The organism is Nitrosomonas ureae, from assembly GCF_001455205.1.
Classification (GTDB): Bacteria; Pseudomonadota; Gammaproteobacteria; order Burkholderiales; family Nitrosomonadaceae; genus Nitrosomonas; species Nitrosomonas ureae.
Genome location: NZ_CP013341.1, coordinates 434,913 through 454,318 on the forward strand (window position 1 = coordinate 434,913; position 19,406 = coordinate 454,318).

The following is a 19,406-nucleotide window of genomic DNA, read 5'->3' on the forward strand; positions in this document are numbered from 1 at the left end:
TGATCTCTTAAATAAAAATTCCCTGATATTTTCTCATAATCAAATCAATTTCCTCGGATACTTCAACTTTACAATCTCCATGAAAATTCTCGCTTTTGAAACCTCTACCGAATTTTGTTCCGTGGCGCTTCAACTGGAAGGGGTAACAATAGAGAAAGAAACTCATGCAGGACAACGCCACTCAGAAATTCTTTTATTTATGATTCATGAAATGCTGGAGAAAGCAAAATTGACATTGCAGCAGATGGATAGCATTGCCTTTGGCGCTGGCCCGGGATCTTTTACCGGTTTACGTATCGCATGCGGAGTCGCACAAGGCCTGGCTTATGCCACTGGCATCCCCGTTATAGGAATCAGCACCCTGGAAGCCGTAGCGCAAAAAATAGACAAACAGAAAGTTATTGTGGCGCTTGATGCTCGTATGGGCGAGATTTATCATGCTACCTATCAGAAGGTGACCAACCATGGATGGGAAACTATTAGTTCACCCATTCTTTGTTTACCACAACAAGCCCCGACTTTATCTGACACTGATTCTAATTGGTATGGCTGCGGTAGCGGATTCGATGTTTATCACGAAGAATTATCATCACGCTATTGTGAAAATCTTCAACAAATTCACTACAATCTTCACCCGCATGCTAAAGAAATCGCCCAGCTTGCACTACTTCGTCCGGGGATCAATCCAGCCAATGCAACACCAGTATACTTACGAAACAAAGTAGCACTAAAAGAAAATGAACGACAGTTATGACACATTACAGCGAGCCGCCGACATCAGAAAGATGCACTATTCGGATATAGATCGCATTATTCTCGTCGAACGCGAAATTTTTCTTTTTCCATGGTCACCAGGAAATTTTGCAGATTCCATTAAGGCAGGTTATGTGTGTCAGGTACTCGAGCAAGATGATACGCTCACGGGATATGGAATCATGATGATGAGCCCTGAAGAAGCTCATATACTGACACTTGGTATTGCCACATATTGGCAAAAGAAAGGTTTAGGTAAAAAATTACTTCAATATTTCATTGAGCACGCTAAAAAGCGAGAAGCAAAATCAATATTTCTTGATGTGCGTGAATCCAATCATGGTGCTGCACAGCTCTACAAGCGAATGGGTTTTCATCAAATTGCCACACGAAAAGGTTACTACCCAGCCATGTGTGGTCGCGAAGATGCTCTAGTTATGCAGCTGGAGTTATGAATAATCGGCGCAGACAAATACTTGAAGAATTAAATCTATTGCCGACATGGTACTTTAGATCGGATACTTTCCGTATGAATCAATCAACTCTTCCAGAATCCCCTAAAAATGAAGATACTATATCTTCGTTTACGCTTAAAGAGAATCCAGCGCAATCCAAGGAAATTGATCAATTGAAACTAGCAGTGTCACATTGCACTGCTTGCCCTTTGAGCAAGACTCGCACTCACACTGTATTTGGTACTGGCGATAAAAACGCAAGCTGGTTATTTGTTGGCGAAGGACCTGGAGCAAGAGAAGATGAAACAGGTGAACCATTTGTAGGGCAAGCAGGGAAATTGCTGGATCAGATGTTGTCAGCAATTCAATTAAACCGCAGGCATATGATTTATATTACTAATATCGTCAAATGCCGCCCCCCGAATAATAGAAACCCTAGTACAAACGAAGCTGCGCAGTGCGAGCCTTTCCTGACCAAACAAATTGCATTGATCAAACCCAAGATTATTATTGCATTAGGCAAAGTAGCCGCACAGAACCTACTTAAGTGCGACAATAGCATTTCCGGTTTACGTGGAAAAATACATGACTATTCGGGAATACCATTGATTGTTACCTATCACCCCGCCTATTTATTGCGTTCTCTACCAGAAAAGGCCAAAGCCTGGAAAGATTTGTGCTTCGCCCAATCAGTTATGGAATCATTGATTCAGAATCCATCTCCCTTTGATAATACCTCACATTCGACCTAACTAATTGAGAAGTAAATTAACGCCCTTTTCTTGCGCCGATCAAATGCAATGAATCTTCTTTACTCTGATTTGACAGGTGCCATTTCCTAACCAATGCCATCATGACAGAAACAAATAATCCGAAAACAGCAATGACAATATAGATATGCACTTCGAAAAGAATTAATAGAGCATAGAGTGACAACATCACTAAAATGCTCAAATTCTCATTAAAATTCTGCACTGCAATAGAATGTCCTGCACCCATCAGAATATGTCCACGATGCTGTAATAAGGCATTCATGGGTACCACAAAAAAACCTGCCAACCCACCAATCAGCATCAACAAGATAATAGCTATCCACAAATCCGTCACTAAAATCATAGCCATTACAACAATACCCATTGCAATACCCAATGGAATAACTGTTACCGATTGACGCAAAGAAATCCATCGAGCTGCCATAATAGCACCTGCAGCGATACCTAAAGCCACCACTCCTTGCAGTTGTGCCGCTTGGTTGAGAGGATAATCCATTGCCACTTCGGCCCATTTCAATACGATAAACTGGAGCGTAGCACCTGCCCCCCAAAACAAAGTAGTCACCGCAAGAGATATTTGCCCAAGTTTGTCGGACCATAGCAATTTGACGCAGTGACTGAATTCATGCACCAGAAAAAAAAGATTTCTTTTAGGAATGCGATGATCGACACCTGTATTAGGAATATACAAATTAAATAATGCCGCAATGGAATAGATGATAGCTATCAAAAAGATTCCACTTTCCAGTGCATTATCTATCCCCGTCTCTATAAATGGAAAATCAAATTCTAACAAAGCATTCGCCACCGACGGAGTGATTAATACACCACCCAAGACTGTTCCTAATACGATAGATGCTACTGTTAACCCTTCAATCCACCCGTTTGCAATCACTAATTTTTCCGGTGGTAATAATTCTGTCAATATGCCATATTTAGCAGGTGAGTAAGCTGCCGCCCCCAATCCTACAACTGCGTATGCGGCTAATGCAAGATACTGATGCATAGCAACAAATAATAACCCACAACCAGTAATTTTGATGGTATTGCTAATAAACATGACCCGCCCTTTGGGCATAGAATCAGCAAACGCACCAACAAATGGAGCAAGAATGACATAAAACAGTACAAAAACAAACTTCAACAAGGGCGTTAAGTAAGCGGGAGCATGTAAATCGATTAACAAAGCAATTGCTACAACTAGCAGCGCATTATCTGCGAGTGAGGAAAAGAATTGCGCTGCCATAATTGTATAAAACCCGCGTTTCAAACTTATTTCCCGTAATGTTGATTCTTTGTCAGTGATAATTGGTTAAATTTTTTTAGCATTATTTATAAAAAACTCTAGCTCATTCATTATCGATAACTTCAATGAAGTTGATGAGATTAGCATATTATGCAAATTGCCGAATCACCAACGTTTGAAAATATATTTAGTGCACTGGAAAGAACCTCGCCAATACCATTTATTTTTATCATAAAATTTGATGTCACGTCCTATTCAAGCAATCATTGATTATTCTGCCTTAGTACATAATCTGACTATAGTTCGTCAATACGCACCCAAAGCACGCATATTGGCAGTTCTCAAAGCGAATGCATACGGCCATGGATTACTTCATACCGCAAACGCTCTTAAGAATGTCGACGGATTTGCATTACTGGAATTAGAGGCCGCTATAACTTTACGCACAATAGGCTACCAGCAACCAATTTTACTTTTGGAAGGTTTCTTTTCTACGAAGGAAATAGCGTTAGTTGAGCAGTATCAATTGAGCCCCGTCATTCATCACGCTGAACAAGTATCCATGCTATCTGATTTCAAGAATCATAAAATAGACATATTCATAAAAGTTAATACTGGCATGAATCGCCTTGGATTATCTCCCAAACAATTGCCACAAGTCATTAAAGAATTAACAAACAATCAACATGTAAAAAATATTACGCTCATGACACATTTTGCTAGTGCTGATGATCCTTCCGAAAAAGCAAGTGTTCTTCGTCAGCTTCGATGCTTCGAAACAATCACCGAAACATACAACTATCCCTGCTCTCTTGCAAACTCAGCAGCTATCATTAATTATCCTGAAACCCACAGTGATTGGGTTCGCCCTGGAATCATGTTATACGGCGCTTCCCCTTTTCCAGATAAAACCGCAGCAGATCTCAATCTGCTGCCAGTCATGACACTATCAAGTAAAATTATTGCAATACATGATTTGGAGGCCGGTGATAAAGTCGGTTACCATGGATTGTTCAAAGCTGATGATCGAATGCGCATTGGAATTGTTGCGTGCGGTTATGCTGATGGCTATCCGCGTCACGCACCCACTGGCACACCGGTATTAGTTAATAATCAACGTAGTCGATTACTAGGCCGGATATCCATGGATATGCTGGCTATAGATCTTACTGGAGTTAAAAATACTAAACTAGGAGACCCCGTTGTTCTTTGGGGTAAAGGTATACCTGTCGAAGAAATAGCTATGTACGCCGGGACTTCCAGTTATCAGCTACTCTGCGGACTCTCTGCACGGGTAGACAGGAAATTTCTTAAGTCGTTTTAATTCCCAATCTACCCGGACATCGAAGAAAAGTTATTCTACTTTTGCTTTACTGCGTAAATCTTGCACTACTGTAGCAAATTCGCGCTGCAATACGCGCTGCTGTATATTTTGTTTTACTTCTTCAAACGGAGGAACTTCCATTGGCCGTATATCCATCAGTTGAATTACGTGCCACCCAAATGAAGTCTGTACTGGTTGCTCCGTCATTCCACCTTTCGACAATTTCACCAGTGCCTCAGAAAACGGTCTGACATAAGCAGCTGGCGGACTCCAATTTAATTCTCCGCCATTTTCCTTACTCCCGTCATCGATAGATTTTTCTTCAGCAATTTTGGCAAAATTACCACCTTTCTTGAGACTAGCAATAATATCCCGTGCTTCATTTTCATTTTCTACAAGAATATGACGAGCTTTATATTCTTTGTCTCCCATCTGCACTTTTAGAACATCGTATTCCTTGCGTAAAGTATCGTCACTGACTTGGTTATTTTTTATATAATCAGCTTGAAATGCTCTCACCAAAACTGCTTGCCGCGCTATCTCAAGTTGCGCAATAACTTCCGGATCTTGGTCAAGGCGCTTCTTAGTCGCTTCTTGTGCGAGGATCTCTTCCGCAATCAGATTCTCACGCAAAGCCTTTCTCATCTCTGGACCATCTTGCTGCCCCTGTGCTACATTCGCTTTCACCATCAATTCCAAGCGAGATTGTGGAATTGCCACACCATTTACTTTAGCCACCACTCCTGATGATTGAGCCTGAACCGAAAATGCAACCAAGCTCCAAACACTAATTATCATCACTTGTGAAAATTTCTTTAAACCCATGGAATTTCCTTTTTACAATTAGGATAAAATTTATACTCATCAGAATATAGCCTCTCTTGGAGTATACGCCTTTACATGCAAGACGTGAACTCTGTAGTCACCACTTCCAATTAAATCACTTGATATTATAGAGAAAAATATAGCTTAACTTTTTATTCGGGTAAAACTTTTTTAAAAGGTTTTACAGTTACTCTTTGATAAACGCCTACACTAACATAGGGATCTTCATTAATCCAAGCTTGGGCAGCCTCCAGAGATTCAAATTCTGCCACTATCAGACTACCCGAGAAACCGAGTGGGCCTGGATCTTGACTATCGATTGCAGGATATGGCCCTGCTAAAATTAGTCGACCGGCTTCCTGCAATCCCTTGATTCTTGTTAAATGTTCTGATCGGACTAATATTCTTTTCTCTAAACTATTGGGTACATCTTCTGCATTTATAGCATATAGCATCACTGTTTCTTTCCATTCTTATTGTCGATTTTTTCAATCTGATTATCTTGTTCATTTACAGTCAAAATTCTTTCAGGTATTGGCTTCAAGTATTTTCCTAATACCATCACTTGCAAAATTATAAACACCAGCATCATTCCCGTAGCACCGAATAGCTTAAATGTAACCCAGATATCTACTGAGAAGCTAAAAGCAACATAGAGATTAATCCCTCCCATTAATAGAAAAAAAACTGTCCAGCTCAGATTAAGTTTCTCCCATATTGCCGCAGGCAAGATCATTTGTTTTTTAAGTATTAATTCGATTATATTTTTTCCAAATACCAAACTCGATACCAGTAAAACAGATGCGATCAACCAATATAGAACTGTCGGTTTCCATTTAATGAATATTTCATCCTGAGCTAATAATGTAGTTCCACCCAAAATCACGATAGTCGCCAGATTTATCCACATCAGCTTTTCTATTTGCTGCTTTCGTAACCAAAGCCAGCCAATTTGTGCAATAGCCGCTACTATCGCAACAGCAGTTGCTATAAAAATATCATACAGTTTAAAAGTTAGAAAAAATAATATTACTGGAAAAATATCGAAGAAAAACTTCATTGCCTTAAGTATGCCATATCTATCATATTATCAATCATCTAGTCGCCCACAACCACCAAAATTCAAATACTGCTCATTATCAATTCAATACTGCAGGTAATTGTGAAGTCAAGTTATTTTTTTCCTTGGTTGCTGAGCCCAATAATGCATATCCAAGTATATTTCCTGTGTCATTTTGATAAAGTGCTTTAACACCATCTTCTTCTGTTTCAACATTCCACTTACCTTTGATACTAAAATCCGGTGGTGAGATTACTGTTGGACAGGATGGAGTTTTTACAATTACCGGCATTGCCGGATAATGAATCTGAGTGGGATTACCGGTAAGTGTTGCAGCTAAAGCTTTCGCAGCATGCGTAATAGGCATTACAAATGGTAGCACTTTTCCTTCAACTTCCGCACAATCGCCCAATGCATAAATATCGGCACAATAAGTCCGCAGCAAACGGTTCACAACGATGCCACGGTTAACTTGAATACCCGCTGCGGCGGCAAGTTGCGTGCGCGGATTTAATCCAACTGCTGACAATACAATATCAGACTCGATTGATTCGCCATTGGCTAACGTCAAACGAAACCTTCCTTGCTGTATTTGATCTACCGCCTGGGTTGTTGTGCTTAAATGAAAAAATACACCAGCCTCTTCCAGTTTCTTTTGTATAAATGCTCCCCCTTCTGGAGGCAACAAACGACCAAGCGGTTGCGCGCCAATATCAATCACATCGACTCGATAGCCACTCGCTACCAAATCATTCGCAAATTCACAACCAATCAGACCTGCTCCTATGATACAAACTCTCGCCCGACCAATCAAAGCGTCCCGGAATTTCTTATAATCATCAAGATCATTGACAGTTAATATCCCCTCTGCACCATCTCCTGACAATGGCAAACGCACTTGGTCTGCACCCAGTGCTAAAACCAGCTGTCCGTAAATTATTTTTTCGCCATCAGACAAAGTTATCGTATGCCTCTCTTGATCTATCAAAGTAACCCGGCAAAAGGGACGAATGGAAATCTTTAACTGCGATGCCATCTTAGCAGCATCTCCATTCAAAATAGAATCAGGACTTTTTCCAGATGATAGTGCATTAGATAACATGGGCTTGGAATAAAAACCGCCATGATCAGCTGAAAATATTTCAATCGGCAGCTCTGAATTAAGCTTGCGTATTTCGCGCGCCACGCCATAACCAGCCAAACCACTACCCACAATCACCACTGAATTTCTCATTGATTCATTTTCCCGTTATCTCAAAACACCTCTGAATCATTCCACACTTTGGATAAGTCCCTATTTCAAAATCTTCCCATCTAGTCCACTTTGGTTCCCCAGACTGTATCACGCATGTGCTGCGTCTTAGATCAAACCGCAATATCACATTGTTATTATTTTTTACCTTACTTTCATTTTCAGGATTAAAAAAAGCACATTGAATCTGGAAAAATTCCTTATCAATGTGCTTTTGGGTATACTGGCCAATTATTAATAAATAAATTACTTATTAATTAATACTATATCAAACAATCGATATTATTTTATTAATTTTGAGAATTTAAGAAGCCATATCAATACGACTAATCCGCCGGAAGTTTACCTTCCTATTTTTCTTCACTGTTGTTATTCACCAAGCTAGTGCGTCTTTGTAAATATGCATCGCGCATAAATTCATATTTATCCAACGCAGCCTCCTCCAGGGTTTTCTCAATATCCAGTAGCTGCGCACGTGTATTTACAGCCCTCGCTGTTGCTATCGGAAAGCGCACAGCAGCAGAATTAATGTAGTCCACATTATGCATAAAAACCCCTGTTACTCCTTGTGTGACAGGATCGACAAAGAAACTGTCAACAGCAATACCAAAAGTATCGCGAACCGAACTCGGTCCCAAGAAAGGAAGCACCACGTAAGGTCCGCTACCAATTCCATAGCGACCCAAGGTTTGGCCAAAATCTTCATTTCGTTTGCTGAGATTAACATCACTGGCTGCACTTATATCGCTTGCAATATCAATCAAACCAAAAATACCAAAGGTGGTATTGATAAGTAATCGTGCACTACTAGCAAGTGCGCTCTCGTAATTTAATTGCAGAACAGAGTTAGTTAGTACCACTACATCATTAAGGTTTGAAAAAAAGTTCCCTACCATCAACTCGAGGGGATCAGGCATAATTTTTTTATAACCTTTAGCAACTGGCTCGAATACATTATTATCAACCATTTCATTAAAATCAAAAACTGCACGATTCATTGGTTCTAGAGGATCATAAGGACCATCGTCGTTATTCAATTTTGTGGAAGCACAGCCGGTTAAAAATAAGCCAATCAACAGAATAGCGACAACTTTGGAATGAATAATATTAATCATCTTGTTATTTTAGTAAAAAATTTTATTGATCTTGCCACATTTATAGAATACGTTCAATATGAATTGATCCAAAACGATATATTTGCTCAGAATAGCCATGAACAGACGCCACCTCTCTAAATATAAAAAAAGAACCTGACTGAATCAAATCGCAAGTTTTAGTTATGCAACAGACTTGTCAAATTAATTAACAAAAATTCATTCAAAAAGCACTAAAAGTAAATTTTTCATTTATACCATTCCCATGCCATTGTGACGCAATAGCGCATCTAATTCTGGCTCTCGCCCCCTGAAAGCTATAAATGATTCTAATGCCGGACGACTACCCCCCACTGCAAGAATTTCTTCGAGAAAATGCGATCCCGTCACCGCATTAACTACACCAGTTGATGCAACCTCTTCAAACGCACTGTAAGCATCTGCCGAAAGAACTTCTGCCCATTTATAACTATAATAACCGGCAGCATATCCCCCGGCAAAAATATGCGCAAAGCTATTCGGGAAACGGTTAAAATCAGGTGGAATGATCACTGCCACCTCATTCCGAATCTCATCCATTAACTGTAAAACCGTCTTGTTGCCATCCGGTTTATAATCAAAATGCACATGCATATCAAATAAAGCAAATTCAATTTGCCGCATCATCTGCAACCCGCTCTGAAAATCCCTTGCTTTCAGCATGTTGTCAAATAAAACCCTAGGTATGGATTCCCCTGTATCAATGTGACACGTCATTTCACTCACCACATCCCACTCCCAACAAAAGTTCTCCATAAACTGGCTTGGTAACTCTACCGCATCCCATTCGACACCATTGATGCCCGACACACCCAAATCCTCTACCCTTGTCAGTAAATGATGTAAGCCATGGCCAAACTCATGAAATAACACAATTACTTCATTATGCGTGAATAATGCAGGACGTAACTGACCGTTAATTGTCACAGGTGCCGAGAAATTACACGTAAGATATGCGACCGGCACTTGTATTTTATGCTTCTCTGTTTGCTGATCATCAATACGGCGCCGCGTTACCGCTTCATCCATCCAAGCACCACCCCGTTTAGTGGCTCGTGCATAGAGATCCAAATAAAACTGACCAATCAGTTGTCCAGAAACATCCAGAATATCAAAAAACTTAACATCGGGATGCCAACACTGAACTTCACGCGAAGCCAATACAGGACGAATCTGAATCCCATATAGTTTTTCCACCAATCCAAACATACCAGAAAGCACTTTATCTTCTTGAAAATATTGCTTAACCTCCTGATCTGAAAAATTATAACGCTCTTCCCGCAATTTTTCGCTGACATAAGCCACATCCCAAGCCTCAATTTTTGGCAAATTTAACTTCTCAGCTGCAAATTGCTTAAGTGCTTGCAAATCTCTCTCGGCATACTGCTTTGCCTTAGTCCCCAGTTCCCTCAGAAAATCCAGAACCTGTTGTGGTGAGGCTGCCATTTTTGTCGCCAAAGAGACTTCAGCGTAATTTTCATAGCCCAGCATTTGCGCTTCTTCTTGGCGCAACTTCAATATTTCTTTAATAAGCAGCATATTATCCTTATCCGATCCAGCCGGACTATCAAATTCACTCGCTCGCGTAGCATTAGCACGATACATTTTCTCGCGCAAATTGCGATCATCAGCATATTGCATCACAGGAAGATACGAAGGCATATGTAAGGTAAACTTCCAACCGACCTTGGAGTCCGCTGCCGCCAATTCCTTGGCTGTTTGCAGTACATCGGCCGGAATACCCACTACGGTTTTTACATCCTCAATCAATAATTCATATGCATTCGTCGCATCCAGTAAATTGTCATTGAATTTTGATGATAAATTTGATAATTCTTTCTGAATCTGCAAGAACCGCTGTTTCTTTTCAGACGGCAATTCCGCGCCACCTAAACGAAAATCTCTCAATTCATTCTCAATGATCTTCTTCCGCGCTGAAGTCAAATGGCTGAATTCCGAACTTTTGCGTAATTGTTTAAATCTTTCGAACAACAGGACATCCTGAGATAACTCAGCATAAAACTGAGTAATCAGAGGTAAATTGGCATTGTATATTTCCCGCAACTGCGGAGTATTCATCACCGCATTTAAATGCGACACCTGACCCCAAGCACGTGACAAACGCTCACTCGCATCTACCATTGGCTGTACAAAATTTTGCCAAGTAGGCGCTTGAACATCAGTTCGCACTTTTTCAATTAAAGCACGATTCTCTTCCAACAATGCCTCAATGGCTGGCGCAATATGCTCATTTGTTATTTCTACAAAACGAGGAAGACCAGAAAAGTCAAGCAATGGATTAGACATATTTCTCCCGATAATTGAAAAACATTTCTTCGTGTATCGTTAATAAATCAGAAAAGTGCAAACAGATTCAATGTTCATAGACAATATGACCATTCACCAGAGTATATTTAATTCCACCCGGTAATTCCATACCCATAAAAGGTGTGTTTTTGCCTTGACTCAGAATGGCCGAAGATGTCACTTTCCAGTAATGATCAGGATCAAAAATACAAATATCAGCTGCACTACCGATGGACAAATGCCCTGCCTCAATGCCTAGAATACCCGCCGGATCCGAAGTAATCTTTGCTAAAATCTTCGGCAAAGACAAACGCATTTCTGTCCCCCATTTTAATGTCAAGGGCAGCAATAGCTCTACGCCAGTAGCTCCGATCTCAGACTGACCAAATGGCAACAGTTTGGCGTCTTCGTCTACCGGCGCATGATCGGAACAAACCGCGTCAATCGCACCATTCAGCAGACCCTGTCGCAACGCATCGCGATCATAAGAACCACGCAGTGGTGGCATTAAATGACAGTTGGAATCAAAGAAACCAATATCCATATCTGACAAATGGAGATGATTAATCGTCACATCACAGGTTATTGGCAAACCCTGTTGCTTGGCAGCACAAATCATCGCCAGCCCTTCAGCACTAGAAATTCGGCACAGATGTACTTTAACTCCCGTTTCTTTTGTTAATAATATAATGTTGGAAATAGCAATTGTCTCTGCACAAACGGGGATTGTAAGTAATCCTAATCGGGTCGCGACCTCACCATCATGCGCTACACCATCGCCAGTCAAACTGATTTCTTGAGGACGCAACCACACGCTAAAATCAAATGTAGATGCATACCGCATAGCCTGCATGAGCACCCGAAGGTTTGGTAACAAACCATCCGGTTGACCAAAAACCACACACCCAGCATCGTTCAATTCCGCCATTTCAGTCAATCGCTCGCCCTTCAATCCTTGAGTAAGCGCACCAATGGGATAGACATGCGCTTGATTCAGATTCTTAGCGCGATGTTTCAACATTTCTACCAAACCTGGTTCATCCAGCGGTGGATCCGTATCTGGAGGACACGCAATGCTCGTTACGCCGCCGGCAACGGCCGCACTCATCTCAGATTCTAAAGTCGCTTTATATTCTAATCCTGGTTCGCGCAAACGCACGGATAAATCGACCAAACCCGGGCATACAACCAACGATTGAGCATCGATTATACGGCTTGCCTGAAACTCAGCAGGAGTTTCACCTATCCCGACAACTTTGCCCTTAGCAATAAAAATATCCTGTACAGAATCAATATCATTCTTTGGATCAATGAATCTTCCATTTTTGATATGAATTTTCATAATAAAAATCTTTAAACTTAATTGCCTGTTAAGATTGACATCACAGCCATACGCACTGCAATGCCAAATGTCACTTGAGGCAGAATTACCGATTGTTTACCATCTGCAACTGCTGAATCGATCTCTACGCCACGATTCATTGGCCCAGGATGCATCACTATTGCATCGCGCCGAGCAAGTGACAGCTTGTCCACAGTCAGCCCATAATATTTAAAATATTCCTCCGCACTAGGTAAGTTTGCACCTTTCATCCGCTCATTTTGCAAACGCAACATCATCAATACATCAACATCTTTTAGGCCGGTTGCCATATCGTGATAAACGTGCACACCAAGGCGTTCCACCATCTTAGGTAGCAAAGTTTTCGGTGCAATAACGCGCACTTCTGGGACACCCAATGTGGTTAATGCGTGAATCTGAGACCGCGCTACTCGGGAATGCAATATGTCACCGATAATGGCAACACGTAAGTTGCGAAAATCATGCTTGTAACGCCGTATCGTAAACATATCCAACAAAGCTTGAGTAGGATGTGCATGGCTTCCATCCCCAGCATTGATGACATGAATATCTGAGCGGACATGTTTTGCAATCAAGTGAGCAGCGCCACTTTGCGCATGCCGCACCACAAACATATCAGCATTCATCGCAGAAAGATTGTCCACAGTATCCAACAGGGTTTCACCCTTGGATTGTGCAGAAACAGCAATATTTAAATTGATGACATCAGCTGACAAACGTTTGGCAGCAATTTCAAACGTGGTTCGTGTACGCGTACTTGATTCAAAGAAAAGATTGAATATCGACTTACCGCGCAGCAATGGTATTTTCTTGACATCACGCTCAGTAACTCCCACAAAAGATTCGGCTGTATCCAGAATATGCAGCAGCATAGACAACGGCAAACCTTCCGTTGTCAATAAATGCTGCAACGCGCCGTTTTCATCCAGCTGCGGATTTCTATTGACCATTACGGAGAATCTTTATTATATAAATTTAGGCTTAATTTTCCACTTTGATTCCGCTTCAATTCCAACATTTTTTCTTCTGGCAACTCAAGCTCAACGCCAATATATTGAGCTGCGATCGGCAATTCCCGCCCGCCACGATCAATTAAAGCCGCCAAAATAATCGATGCCGGCCGCCCGTAATCAAACAACTCATTGATCGCTGCACGCACGGTGCGCCCCGTGTTCAGCACGTCATCGACCAGAAGAATATGCGCTCCCTCCACTTCAAAAGGAATCTCTGACGGCTTAATTTGTGTATGCAACCCAATCTTATCGAAATCATCGCGATAAAAAGATACACTCAAGATACCAAGCGGCTTTGTGATCGCTAACTCCTGGTGCAAACGCTCCGCTAGCCATACTCCGCCTGTACGAATACCAACAAGGGCATAATCCTTATTGCTATCAGTTCGTATTTTTCTTGCAAGATTATTGAAAACTTTTTCAGCGTCTGGTAATTGCATGCTGCTCGTCAAAAAATGATTGAAGTATTTGTTGTGCGGCTATTTGATCCAATACTGACTTTTGTTCCCTGCCAACGACACCGGCTTCACGTAAAATAGTGCTGGCCGTTTGGCTAGTATAACGCTCATCTTGCATTACGACTGGAATGTTAAAGCGCCCCACCAGGCGCCGCGCAAAACGCTCACTTAACTGAGTTAATTCATGTACGACTCCATTACTATGTAACGGCAAGCCCACCACAAATAATACCGGTTGCCAGGTATTGATTAATTGAGCAATCATTACAAAACGCTTATTTGTCACTTCACTATCAATTGTAATAAGGGGATGCGCTACACCTAATGCAGTATTGCCAATAGCCACTCCTATTCGCTTTTTTCCAAAATCAAAGGCTAAAATAGATCCATCAGAAAATTGCCTTATCGGCTGACTTATCTGCCGCTTTTTCGATAAATGTTCTATCATTTGTCCTAATTTTTAAGCATGCCCCACTTCATTGGATAGATTTGCATAATCGTTAATCCCCAGCAGCTGCATTGCAGCAGGAAGTCTTTCTTCAGAAGGGAGCTCAAATATCACATCTATTGAAGCTGGCACAGTCAACCATGCGTTCTGGGCCAGTTCATGTTCAATTTGACCCGCTGCCCAGCCGGCATATCCCATCGCAATCAAAGCTTGGCTCGGTCCTTCGGCATTGGCGATAGCTTTTAAAATATCCATCGATGTGGTCAAACCAACTTCTTGATTCACGCTCAATGTTGATTGCCAACTACCTACTGGACGGTGCAAAACAAATCCACAATCCAATTGTACAGGTCCGCCAAATAACACTGGAGTTGACTCAGCAAGCAAGTCTGTTGATGAAATACTCAATTGCCTAAAAAGATTGACCAATGTCATATCTGTTGGCCGATTTATGACAATTCCCAATGCTCCTTGCTCGTTATGTTCGCAAACATAGGTCAGTGTTTTAGAAAATATTGAATCCACCATTGCCGGCATCGCAATTAAGAAATGATGTGTCAAATTAACATTTTTCATAGCGGGATCTCTATCTACTTAACACATTATGATTCTTTCGCTTATTGTATTGAACTATTGAAAAATTTTACCGCTTAAATCCAATATGCAGTTTGAGTCATCACTTTTGATCCTAGTTTCATAGCAACCTTTACTGGCAGAGGTAACTCCACCCCTCCATGCGACAATGCCATCGTTGCATGACCAGCTTCATCAATTTCCATTTGTTTTACTATAGCGCGACTTTTTTCGTCATTATCGGGCAATCTCTGTAAATGACTGGATAAATGAGCCCCTACCTGCTGTTCCGTCTCGGCAAGAAAACCAAGATTCCATTTATCTCCCAGCATTCCCGCGAACATTCCTATAGCAAAAGATCCACCATACCAAAATGGATTGAGTACGCTTTTACGCCCGCCCAGCTCAGCGATGCGACGTTCAGTCCACGCCAGATGCTCTGTTTCTTCACGAGCAGCTCGTAACAATGTTTGCTGCACCACCTCATTCCGTGCCGTTAGTCCCTGCCCCTGATACAAAGCTTGTGCGCATACTTCACCCACATGATTCACTCGCATCAACGCACAGGACAATCGTTTCTCAACATCCGTCAGAACCGCTTCTGGCAACTCGTTACCAGGAACAGGTCGTGCCGTCTGAGCTGAAGTTAACAAAGTACGCAAGGCACTATCAACACCAATAATAAGCTTATCAACATTCATCATTATTCAACATCTCAAATAAGAACGGACATGATTAAAATGATATCAAGATTCTTGGGGAAACTATAATTCCAATATATTAAAAATATACCTTAATTACAATTTTAAACCCATTTGTCTTGCCAGTAATGTAACCGGATGCAACACTTCTACCCGCATCCCATCCTCATACATTCTATTTGAAAAATGCATAGCACAACCAATATTTGAAGTAACCAGATATCTAGCCCCACTTTCCTCAAGCGCCAACATCTTTTCATTCAACAACATATTAGCAATATCGGGTTGATCTAGGAAATAAGTACCCGCAGCACCGCAGCATTGATTATTACCTGGCAATGGCACCACTTGCACCCCCGGGATAAGCTCGATTAACTTATAAGGATATGCTTGTTCCCGCAATACATTACGCTGACTGCAGGGTTCATGCACTAGTATTTTTTCCGGTAGCGCTGCGAGATTCACATCCCTCCATTCCCCATTAGCAATCAAAAATTGGCTAATATCCGCAATTCGTGCACGACCATTCGTTACTCCGGATTCAAGCAATTGCGCACCGCAACCTGAAGCTGTACTAATAATTGCATCAATATCGTATCTCGCAAAGGCAGATTTATTCTGCTGCGACAATACCGCAGCATCCTTGATCGCTCCATCATGCTGGTATATAGCACCACAACACACTTGATCTGCTGGAACATACACTGTATATCCCAAGTGATTCAACACATAAATACAGGAATTTAACGTCGCCACATCTGTTAAACGTGCTACACAGCCTAAAAACAATCCAACCTCGCCACGCTTTCTGCTTATCGCAGGGTAGATTTCTTTCCAGAGATTATTCTTGCCGTATTCTTCACCAATCACTCCCATGTGCGGAAATTTAATTAATGGAAGCTGCGCAACAAACCGCACAAGTTTATTATTACCAAAATTGCTTAATTTTCTTATCCAGTGTAACCAACCTTTTTTTTGCACAAAATGAAACAATCCACGCATGCGATCCAATCGCACAGGTTTATTGAGTAATTGTTTTTTTAATAAATTTATCACAAAGAGCTTTCGTGGCGAGTCAACAGATTTTGGTTGATCAGCAGTAATGAGTGCACGCATGCTATCAATCAAATTTCCATAAGCCACATTATTAGGGCAAACAACTTCACAGGCCCTGCAAGTCAAACAACGATCCATATGTTGAATGAGTCGTGCATTCAATGGGATTCGCCCATTAACAAATCCATTCATCAAATTGATCCGTCCGCGTGGAGAGTCAGCCTCGGATTTCAGCAGACGATATGTAGGACAATGTGGCAAACACAAGCCGCATGAGACACATTGATTTGATTCACTGTTAACGGATTCCCTTAAAGAATCAGAATGCAAATTCAATTTATTAATTCCACAAGATTAAGTTTTAACACGCTTATCCCAATTGTTATTAACAGTTAATGGTTTCTACAAGTATGATTATATTATCTCTTGTCACGTTCATTAAATTTCATGTAAAATTAAATGTTAAAATATAGTTCTTCCGTCAAGCAAGTATTGTGTTTTTAATTTAAAAATTAACATTAATTAATCAACTTTAGTTTAAAGTTTTAAAGGCAGATATAAAATTATGGTCATTATCAGGTTAGCGCGGGGTGGCGCAAAAAAGCGCCCTTTTTTTAACATGGTTGTAGCAAACTCCCAATATGCGCGTGATGGTCGATTCATAGAGCGTATCGGTTTTTACAATCCAAGAGCAACGGGTGGCGAGGAAGCTCTTCGAGTTCAACTGGAACGAGTTGCTTACTGGCAATCCCAAGGCGCGCAATTATCATCAACTGTAGCCCGCTTGATCAAACAATTCGCAACTAAAAAAGAAGTTCCAGCAAACGGTTAAAGTAGCTGAACCAAAATTGCACGAATGATAGTAATGGGTCATATCATCGGCCCATATGGAGTTCATGGCTGGATAAAAATCAATCCTTATACAGAGCATTTAGATGGATTGATGGAATATTCACAATGGTGGTTGGGCGATGAAAATACAGAATGGCACAAAGTACATGTGGTTAATGGCCATATCTACGGTACTACTTTATTAGTAAAGCTAAAAGAATATTCTGACCGCACACAAGCAACAAAACTCAAAGGAATACAAATTGCAATCCCACGCAATTGGTTACCTGATTTGTCTGAGAATGGGGTTGATGGTTATTATTGGACTGATTTAATTAATGCCAAGGTACTTAATTTAAAAGGAGAAAAACTGGGTACAGTGGTCGGTTTATTTGCAACGGGTGCAAACGATGTTTTACGCATTATAAGGATAGACCAAGAAAAAAAAGAAATTCTTATACCTTGCATTTCGCAGTATGTCGTGAAAATCGATTTGGAGAATGCTCAGATCATAGTTGATTGGGATTGGGATTATTAAGGCAAGCCCCATGTCATTTGAATTCGATCTTATTACATTGTTTCCTGAAATGTTCGATGCCATTACACAATATGGCATTACAGGTAAAGCAAACAGGAGCGGTATTTTCAATCTCAACACATGGAATCCGCGAAACTTTACTCACGACCATTATCGTACAGTGGATGATAGCTCCTACGGTGGCGGACCTGGAATGGTCATGATGGCCCAGCCCTTGGATGACGCTATCATTCGGGCGCGAGCAAGACAAAATGCATTGGGTATTGACAAACCTACCGTTGCCTACTTAACACCGCAAGGAAGTCGCCTTGACCATGAAATGGTCACACAACTGGGCAAGCTACCAGGTTTGGTATTACTCTGCGGACGCTATGAAGGCATTGATGAACGCTTGATTCACCGTCAGGTGGACGTGGAAATTTCTATTGGGGATTATGTTGTTTCCGGTGGAGAATTGGCCGCGATGGTATTAATAGATTGTATTGTTAGGCAGATTCCAGGCACGCTAGGTGATCCTGAATCTGCAAATCAGGATTCATTTGTAGAGGGCTTGTTAGATTACCCGCACTATACTCGCCCAGAAATTTACAAAGGCAATCATGTACCCGAAATATTGATGTCAGGTAACCATGCAAAGATCCGTCGCTGGCGTTTCCAGCAAGCACTTGGTAGAACATGGCTTAAAAGACCCGATTTATTTAACTTAAAATTTGCTCATGGCATGACATTAGAAGAAGAAAAACTTTTAGAAGAATTTAAACAATCCTGCAAATCCAGGCAGAATCAGCAAATAGGAGAAAAACATGAACTTGATTGAGCAATTAGAAGCGGAAGAAATGAAGCGCTTGAACAAAGATGTACCCGACTTCTCTCCCGGAGATACCGTAATTGTCAACGTAAATGTTGTCGAAGGGGAGCGCAAACGTGTGCAGGCCTATGAAGGTGTCGTAATAGCCAAAAGAAATCGCGGACTAAACTCAGCATTTACTGTTCGCAAAATTTCAAGCGGAGAGGGTGTGGAACGCACTTTCCAGACCTACTCCCCATTAATAGCAAGTATTGAAATTAAACGCAGAGGCGCAGTTTGCCGTGCAAAACTTTATTACCTCAGAGATCGTGCTGGCAAATCCGCTCGTATCCGCGAGAAGCTACCTGCTCGCATTGGTAGCAACAAGAATCTAAAACAACCTGTACAGTCAGAACCGGATTCCATCACGACAGAGTAAGTGCGGGTAATATCGAAAAAAATCCGTACATTATGCTGCATAGTGTACGGTAATTGCTATTCAGGCATTCG

At 41.3% G+C, this 19,406-nt stretch carries 22 protein-coding genes; 8 read left to right on the forward strand and 14 right to left on the reverse strand.

All coding sequences use genetic code 11. The annotated features are described in order from the left end of the window. The first annotated feature begins 79 nt into the window (after positions 1-79). From tsaB to ATY38_RS02085, 3 genes are read left to right on the forward strand one after another with little or no spacing between them, the layout of a single operon-like run. Positions 80-754, forward strand: a complete 675-nt coding sequence (gene tsaB, locus ATY38_RS02075; protein ID WP_062557825.1) for a tRNA (adenosine(37)-N6)-threonylcarbamoyltransferase complex dimerization subunit type 1 TsaB — start codon at positions 80-82, stop codon at positions 752-754. Continuing rightward, complete coding sequence (rimI, locus tag ATY38_RS02080; protein WP_062557826.1) at positions 738-1,208, forward strand: ribosomal protein S18-alanine N-acetyltransferase; 471 nt, start codon at positions 738-740, stop codon at positions 1,206-1,208. The genes tsaB and rimI overlap by 17 nt, the downstream gene beginning before the upstream one ends. Then, complete coding sequence (locus ATY38_RS02085) at positions 1,205-1,960, forward strand: uracil-DNA glycosylase (protein ID WP_062557827.1); 756 nt, start codon at positions 1,205-1,207, stop codon at positions 1,958-1,960. Before rimI ends, ATY38_RS02085 begins: the two co-directional genes overlap by 4 nt. A 16-nt stretch (positions 1,961-1,976) precedes the next feature. On the opposite strand, the gene lplT is transcribed toward ATY38_RS02085, so the two are convergent. After that, positions 1,977-3,251: a lysophospholipid transporter LplT gene (lplT, locus tag ATY38_RS02090; protein ID WP_062557828.1), complete on the reverse strand. Its 1,275-nt coding sequence runs from the start codon at positions 3,249-3,251 to the stop codon at positions 1,977-1,979. A gap of 217 nt (positions 3,252-3,468) precedes the next feature. Between lplT and alr the strand changes: the two genes are divergently transcribed. Further along, on the forward strand, positions 3,469-4,551 hold the full coding sequence (gene alr, locus ATY38_RS02095; RefSeq protein ID WP_062557829.1) for an alanine racemase: 1,083 nt from the start codon (positions 3,469-3,471) through the stop codon (positions 4,549-4,551). Between the two features lie 30 nt (positions 4,552-4,581). Here alr and ATY38_RS02100 read toward each other — a convergent pair whose 3' ends face one another. The 13 genes from ATY38_RS02100 to ATY38_RS02160 all read right to left on the reverse strand — a co-directional run bounded on the left by ATY38_RS02100 (position 4,582) and on the right by ATY38_RS02160 (position 17,076). Then, positions 4,582-5,376: a peptidylprolyl isomerase gene (locus ATY38_RS02100; RefSeq protein ID WP_062557830.1), complete on the reverse strand. Its 795-nt coding sequence runs from the start codon at positions 5,374-5,376 to the stop codon at positions 4,582-4,584. A gap of 152 nt (positions 5,377-5,528) precedes the next feature. Beyond that, positions 5,529-5,831, reverse strand: coding sequence for a YciI family protein (locus ATY38_RS02105; protein WP_062557831.1), 303 nt, complete (start codon positions 5,829-5,831; stop codon positions 5,529-5,531). After that, positions 5,831-6,436: a septation protein A gene (locus ATY38_RS02110; protein WP_062557832.1), complete on the reverse strand. Its 606-nt coding sequence runs from the start codon at positions 6,434-6,436 to the stop codon at positions 5,831-5,833. The genes ATY38_RS02105 and ATY38_RS02110 overlap by 1 nt, the downstream gene beginning before the upstream one ends. A gap of 79 nt (positions 6,437-6,515) precedes the next feature. After that, the gene (locus ATY38_RS02115) at positions 6,516-7,670 is read right to left on the reverse strand and encodes an NAD(P)/FAD-dependent oxidoreductase (RefSeq protein WP_062557833.1); all 1,155 of its coding nucleotides are present in this window, start codon (positions 7,668-7,670) and stop codon (positions 6,516-6,518) included. A gap of 368 nt (positions 7,671-8,038) precedes the next feature. Continuing rightward, positions 8,039-8,803 (reverse strand): MlaA family lipoprotein, encoded by a 765-nt coding sequence (locus ATY38_RS02120; RefSeq protein WP_062557834.1) that lies wholly within the window; start codon positions 8,801-8,803, stop codon positions 8,039-8,041. Between the two features lie 231 nt (positions 8,804-9,034). After that, positions 9,035-11,128: a M3 family metallopeptidase gene (locus ATY38_RS02125; RefSeq protein ID WP_062557835.1), complete on the reverse strand. Its 2,094-nt coding sequence runs from the start codon at positions 11,126-11,128 to the stop codon at positions 9,035-9,037. Positions 11,129-11,195: 67 nt separating this feature from the next. Further along, positions 11,196-12,470 carry a dihydroorotase gene (locus tag ATY38_RS02130; RefSeq protein WP_062557836.1) on the reverse strand — a complete coding sequence of 425 codons (1,275 nt, stop codon included), beginning with the start codon at positions 12,468-12,470 and terminating at the stop codon, positions 11,196-11,198. A gap of 17 nt (positions 12,471-12,487) precedes the next feature. Continuing rightward, complete coding sequence (locus ATY38_RS02135; RefSeq protein WP_062557837.1) at positions 12,488-13,441, reverse strand: aspartate carbamoyltransferase catalytic subunit; 954 nt, start codon at positions 13,439-13,441, stop codon at positions 12,488-12,490. Continuing rightward, positions 13,441-13,944 (reverse strand): bifunctional pyr operon transcriptional regulator/uracil phosphoribosyltransferase PyrR, encoded by a 504-nt coding sequence (gene pyrR, locus ATY38_RS02140; protein ID WP_062557838.1) that lies wholly within the window; start codon positions 13,942-13,944, stop codon positions 13,441-13,443. Before pyrR ends, ATY38_RS02135 begins: the two co-directional genes overlap by 1 nt. Beyond that, positions 13,925-14,410 carry a Holliday junction resolvase RuvX gene (gene ruvX / locus ATY38_RS02145; RefSeq protein ID WP_062557839.1) on the reverse strand — a complete coding sequence of 162 codons (486 nt, stop codon included), beginning with the start codon at positions 14,408-14,410 and terminating at the stop codon, positions 13,925-13,927. The genes pyrR and ruvX overlap by 20 nt, the downstream gene beginning before the upstream one ends. A 12-nt stretch (positions 14,411-14,422) precedes the next feature. Next, positions 14,423-14,986, reverse strand: a complete 564-nt coding sequence (locus ATY38_RS02150) for a YqgE/AlgH family protein (RefSeq protein ID WP_062557840.1) — start codon at positions 14,984-14,986, stop codon at positions 14,423-14,425. Positions 14,987-15,060: 74 nt separating this feature from the next. Further along, the gene (gene coq7 / locus ATY38_RS02155; RefSeq protein WP_062557841.1) at positions 15,061-15,687 is read right to left on the reverse strand and encodes a 2-polyprenyl-3-methyl-6-methoxy-1,4-benzoquinone monooxygenase; all 627 of its coding nucleotides are present in this window, start codon (positions 15,685-15,687) and stop codon (positions 15,061-15,063) included. A 93-nt stretch (positions 15,688-15,780) separates the two neighbouring features. Next, the gene (locus tag ATY38_RS02160) at positions 15,781-17,076 is read right to left on the reverse strand and encodes a (Fe-S)-binding protein (protein WP_062557842.1); all 1,296 of its coding nucleotides are present in this window, start codon (positions 17,074-17,076) and stop codon (positions 15,781-15,783) included. A gap of 229 nt (positions 17,077-17,305) precedes the next feature. Here ATY38_RS02160 and rpsP point away from each other — a divergent pair, with 229 nt between their 5' ends. The 4 genes from rpsP to rplS are packed head-to-tail and all read left to right on the forward strand — an operon-like array spanning position 17,306 to position 19,335. Then, entirely contained in the window at positions 17,306-17,572 is a 267-nt protein-coding gene (gene rpsP / locus ATY38_RS02165) for a 30S ribosomal protein S16 (RefSeq protein ID WP_062557843.1), read from the forward strand. 33 nt (positions 17,573-17,605) lie between these two features. Continuing rightward, a complete protein-coding gene (rimM, locus tag ATY38_RS02170) occupies positions 17,606-18,109 on the forward strand; it encodes a ribosome maturation factor RimM (RefSeq protein WP_082632983.1) in 504 nt (167 codons plus the stop codon). 10 nt (positions 18,110-18,119) lie between these two features. Next, positions 18,120-18,926: a tRNA (guanosine(37)-N1)-methyltransferase TrmD gene (gene trmD / locus ATY38_RS02175; RefSeq protein WP_062560060.1), complete on the forward strand. Its 807-nt coding sequence runs from the start codon at positions 18,120-18,122 to the stop codon at positions 18,924-18,926. Further along, positions 18,913-19,335, forward strand: coding sequence for a 50S ribosomal protein L19 (gene rplS / locus ATY38_RS02180; protein ID WP_062557845.1), 423 nt, complete (start codon positions 18,913-18,915; stop codon positions 19,333-19,335). Before trmD ends, rplS begins: the two co-directional genes overlap by 14 nt. Positions 19,336-19,406: the final 71 nt, after the last annotated feature.

What these genes read in the sequence shown, in the direction of transcription:
- ATY38_RS02110 (WP_062557832.1), bottom strand. Translation starts at nt 6,436, where the DNA reads ATGAAGTTTTTCTTCGATATTTTTCCAGTAATATTATTTTTTCTAACT.
- ruvX (WP_062557839.1), bottom strand. Translation starts at nt 14,410, where the DNA reads ATGATAGAACATTTATCGAAAAAGCGGCAGATAAGTCAGCCGATAAGG.
- tsaB (WP_062557825.1), top strand. Translation starts at nt 80, where the DNA reads ATGAAAATTCTCGCTTTTGAAACCTCTACCGAATTTTGTTCCGTGGCG.
- rimI (WP_062557826.1), top strand. Translation starts at nt 738, where the DNA reads ATGAACGACAGTTATGACACATTACAGCGAGCCGCCGACATCAGAAAG.
- ATY38_RS02085 (WP_062557827.1), top strand. Translation starts at nt 1,205, where the DNA reads ATGAATAATCGGCGCAGACAAATACTTGAAGAATTAAATCTATTGCCG.
- coq7 (WP_062557841.1), bottom strand. Translation starts at nt 15,687, where the DNA reads ATGATGAATGTTGATAAGCTTATTATTGGTGTTGATAGTGCCTTGCGT.
- rimM (WP_082632983.1), top strand. Translation starts at nt 17,606, where the DNA reads ATGGGTCATATCATCGGCCCATATGGAGTTCATGGCTGGATAAAAATC.
- ATY38_RS02115 (WP_062557833.1), bottom strand. Translation starts at nt 7,670, where the DNA reads ATGAGAAATTCAGTGGTGATTGTGGGTAGTGGTTTGGCTGGTTATGGC.
- ATY38_RS02120 (WP_062557834.1), bottom strand. Translation starts at nt 8,803, where the DNA reads ATGATTAATATTATTCATTCCAAAGTTGTCGCTATTCTGTTGATTGGC.
- rplS (WP_062557845.1), top strand. Translation starts at nt 18,913, where the DNA reads ATGAACTTGATTGAGCAATTAGAAGCGGAAGAAATGAAGCGCTTGAAC.
- ATY38_RS02125 (WP_062557835.1), bottom strand. Translation starts at nt 11,128, where the DNA reads ATGTCTAATCCATTGCTTGACTTTTCTGGTCTTCCTCGTTTTGTAGAA.
- trmD (WP_062560060.1), top strand. Translation starts at nt 18,120, where the DNA reads ATGTCATTTGAATTCGATCTTATTACATTGTTTCCTGAAATGTTCGAT.
- ATY38_RS02105 (WP_062557831.1), bottom strand. Translation starts at nt 5,831, where the DNA reads ATGCTATATGCTATAAATGCAGAAGATGTACCCAATAGTTTAGAGAAA.
- rpsP (WP_062557843.1), top strand. Translation starts at nt 17,306, where the DNA reads ATGGTCATTATCAGGTTAGCGCGGGGTGGCGCAAAAAAGCGCCCTTTT.
- ATY38_RS02150 (WP_062557840.1), bottom strand. Translation starts at nt 14,986, where the DNA reads ATGAAAAATGTTAATTTGACACATCATTTCTTAATTGCGATGCCGGCA.
- ATY38_RS02135 (WP_062557837.1), bottom strand. Translation starts at nt 13,441, where the DNA reads ATGGTCAATAGAAATCCGCAGCTGGATGAAAACGGCGCGTTGCAGCAT.
- ATY38_RS02100 (WP_062557830.1), bottom strand. Translation starts at nt 5,376, where the DNA reads ATGGGTTTAAAGAAATTTTCACAAGTGATGATAATTAGTGTTTGGAGC.
- alr (WP_062557829.1), top strand. Translation starts at nt 3,469, where the DNA reads ATGTCACGTCCTATTCAAGCAATCATTGATTATTCTGCCTTAGTACAT.
- ATY38_RS02130 (WP_062557836.1), bottom strand. Translation starts at nt 12,470, where the DNA reads ATGAAAATTCATATCAAAAATGGAAGATTCATTGATCCAAAGAATGAT.
- pyrR (WP_062557838.1), bottom strand. Translation starts at nt 13,944, where the DNA reads ATGCAATTACCAGACGCTGAAAAAGTTTTCAATAATCTTGCAAGAAAA.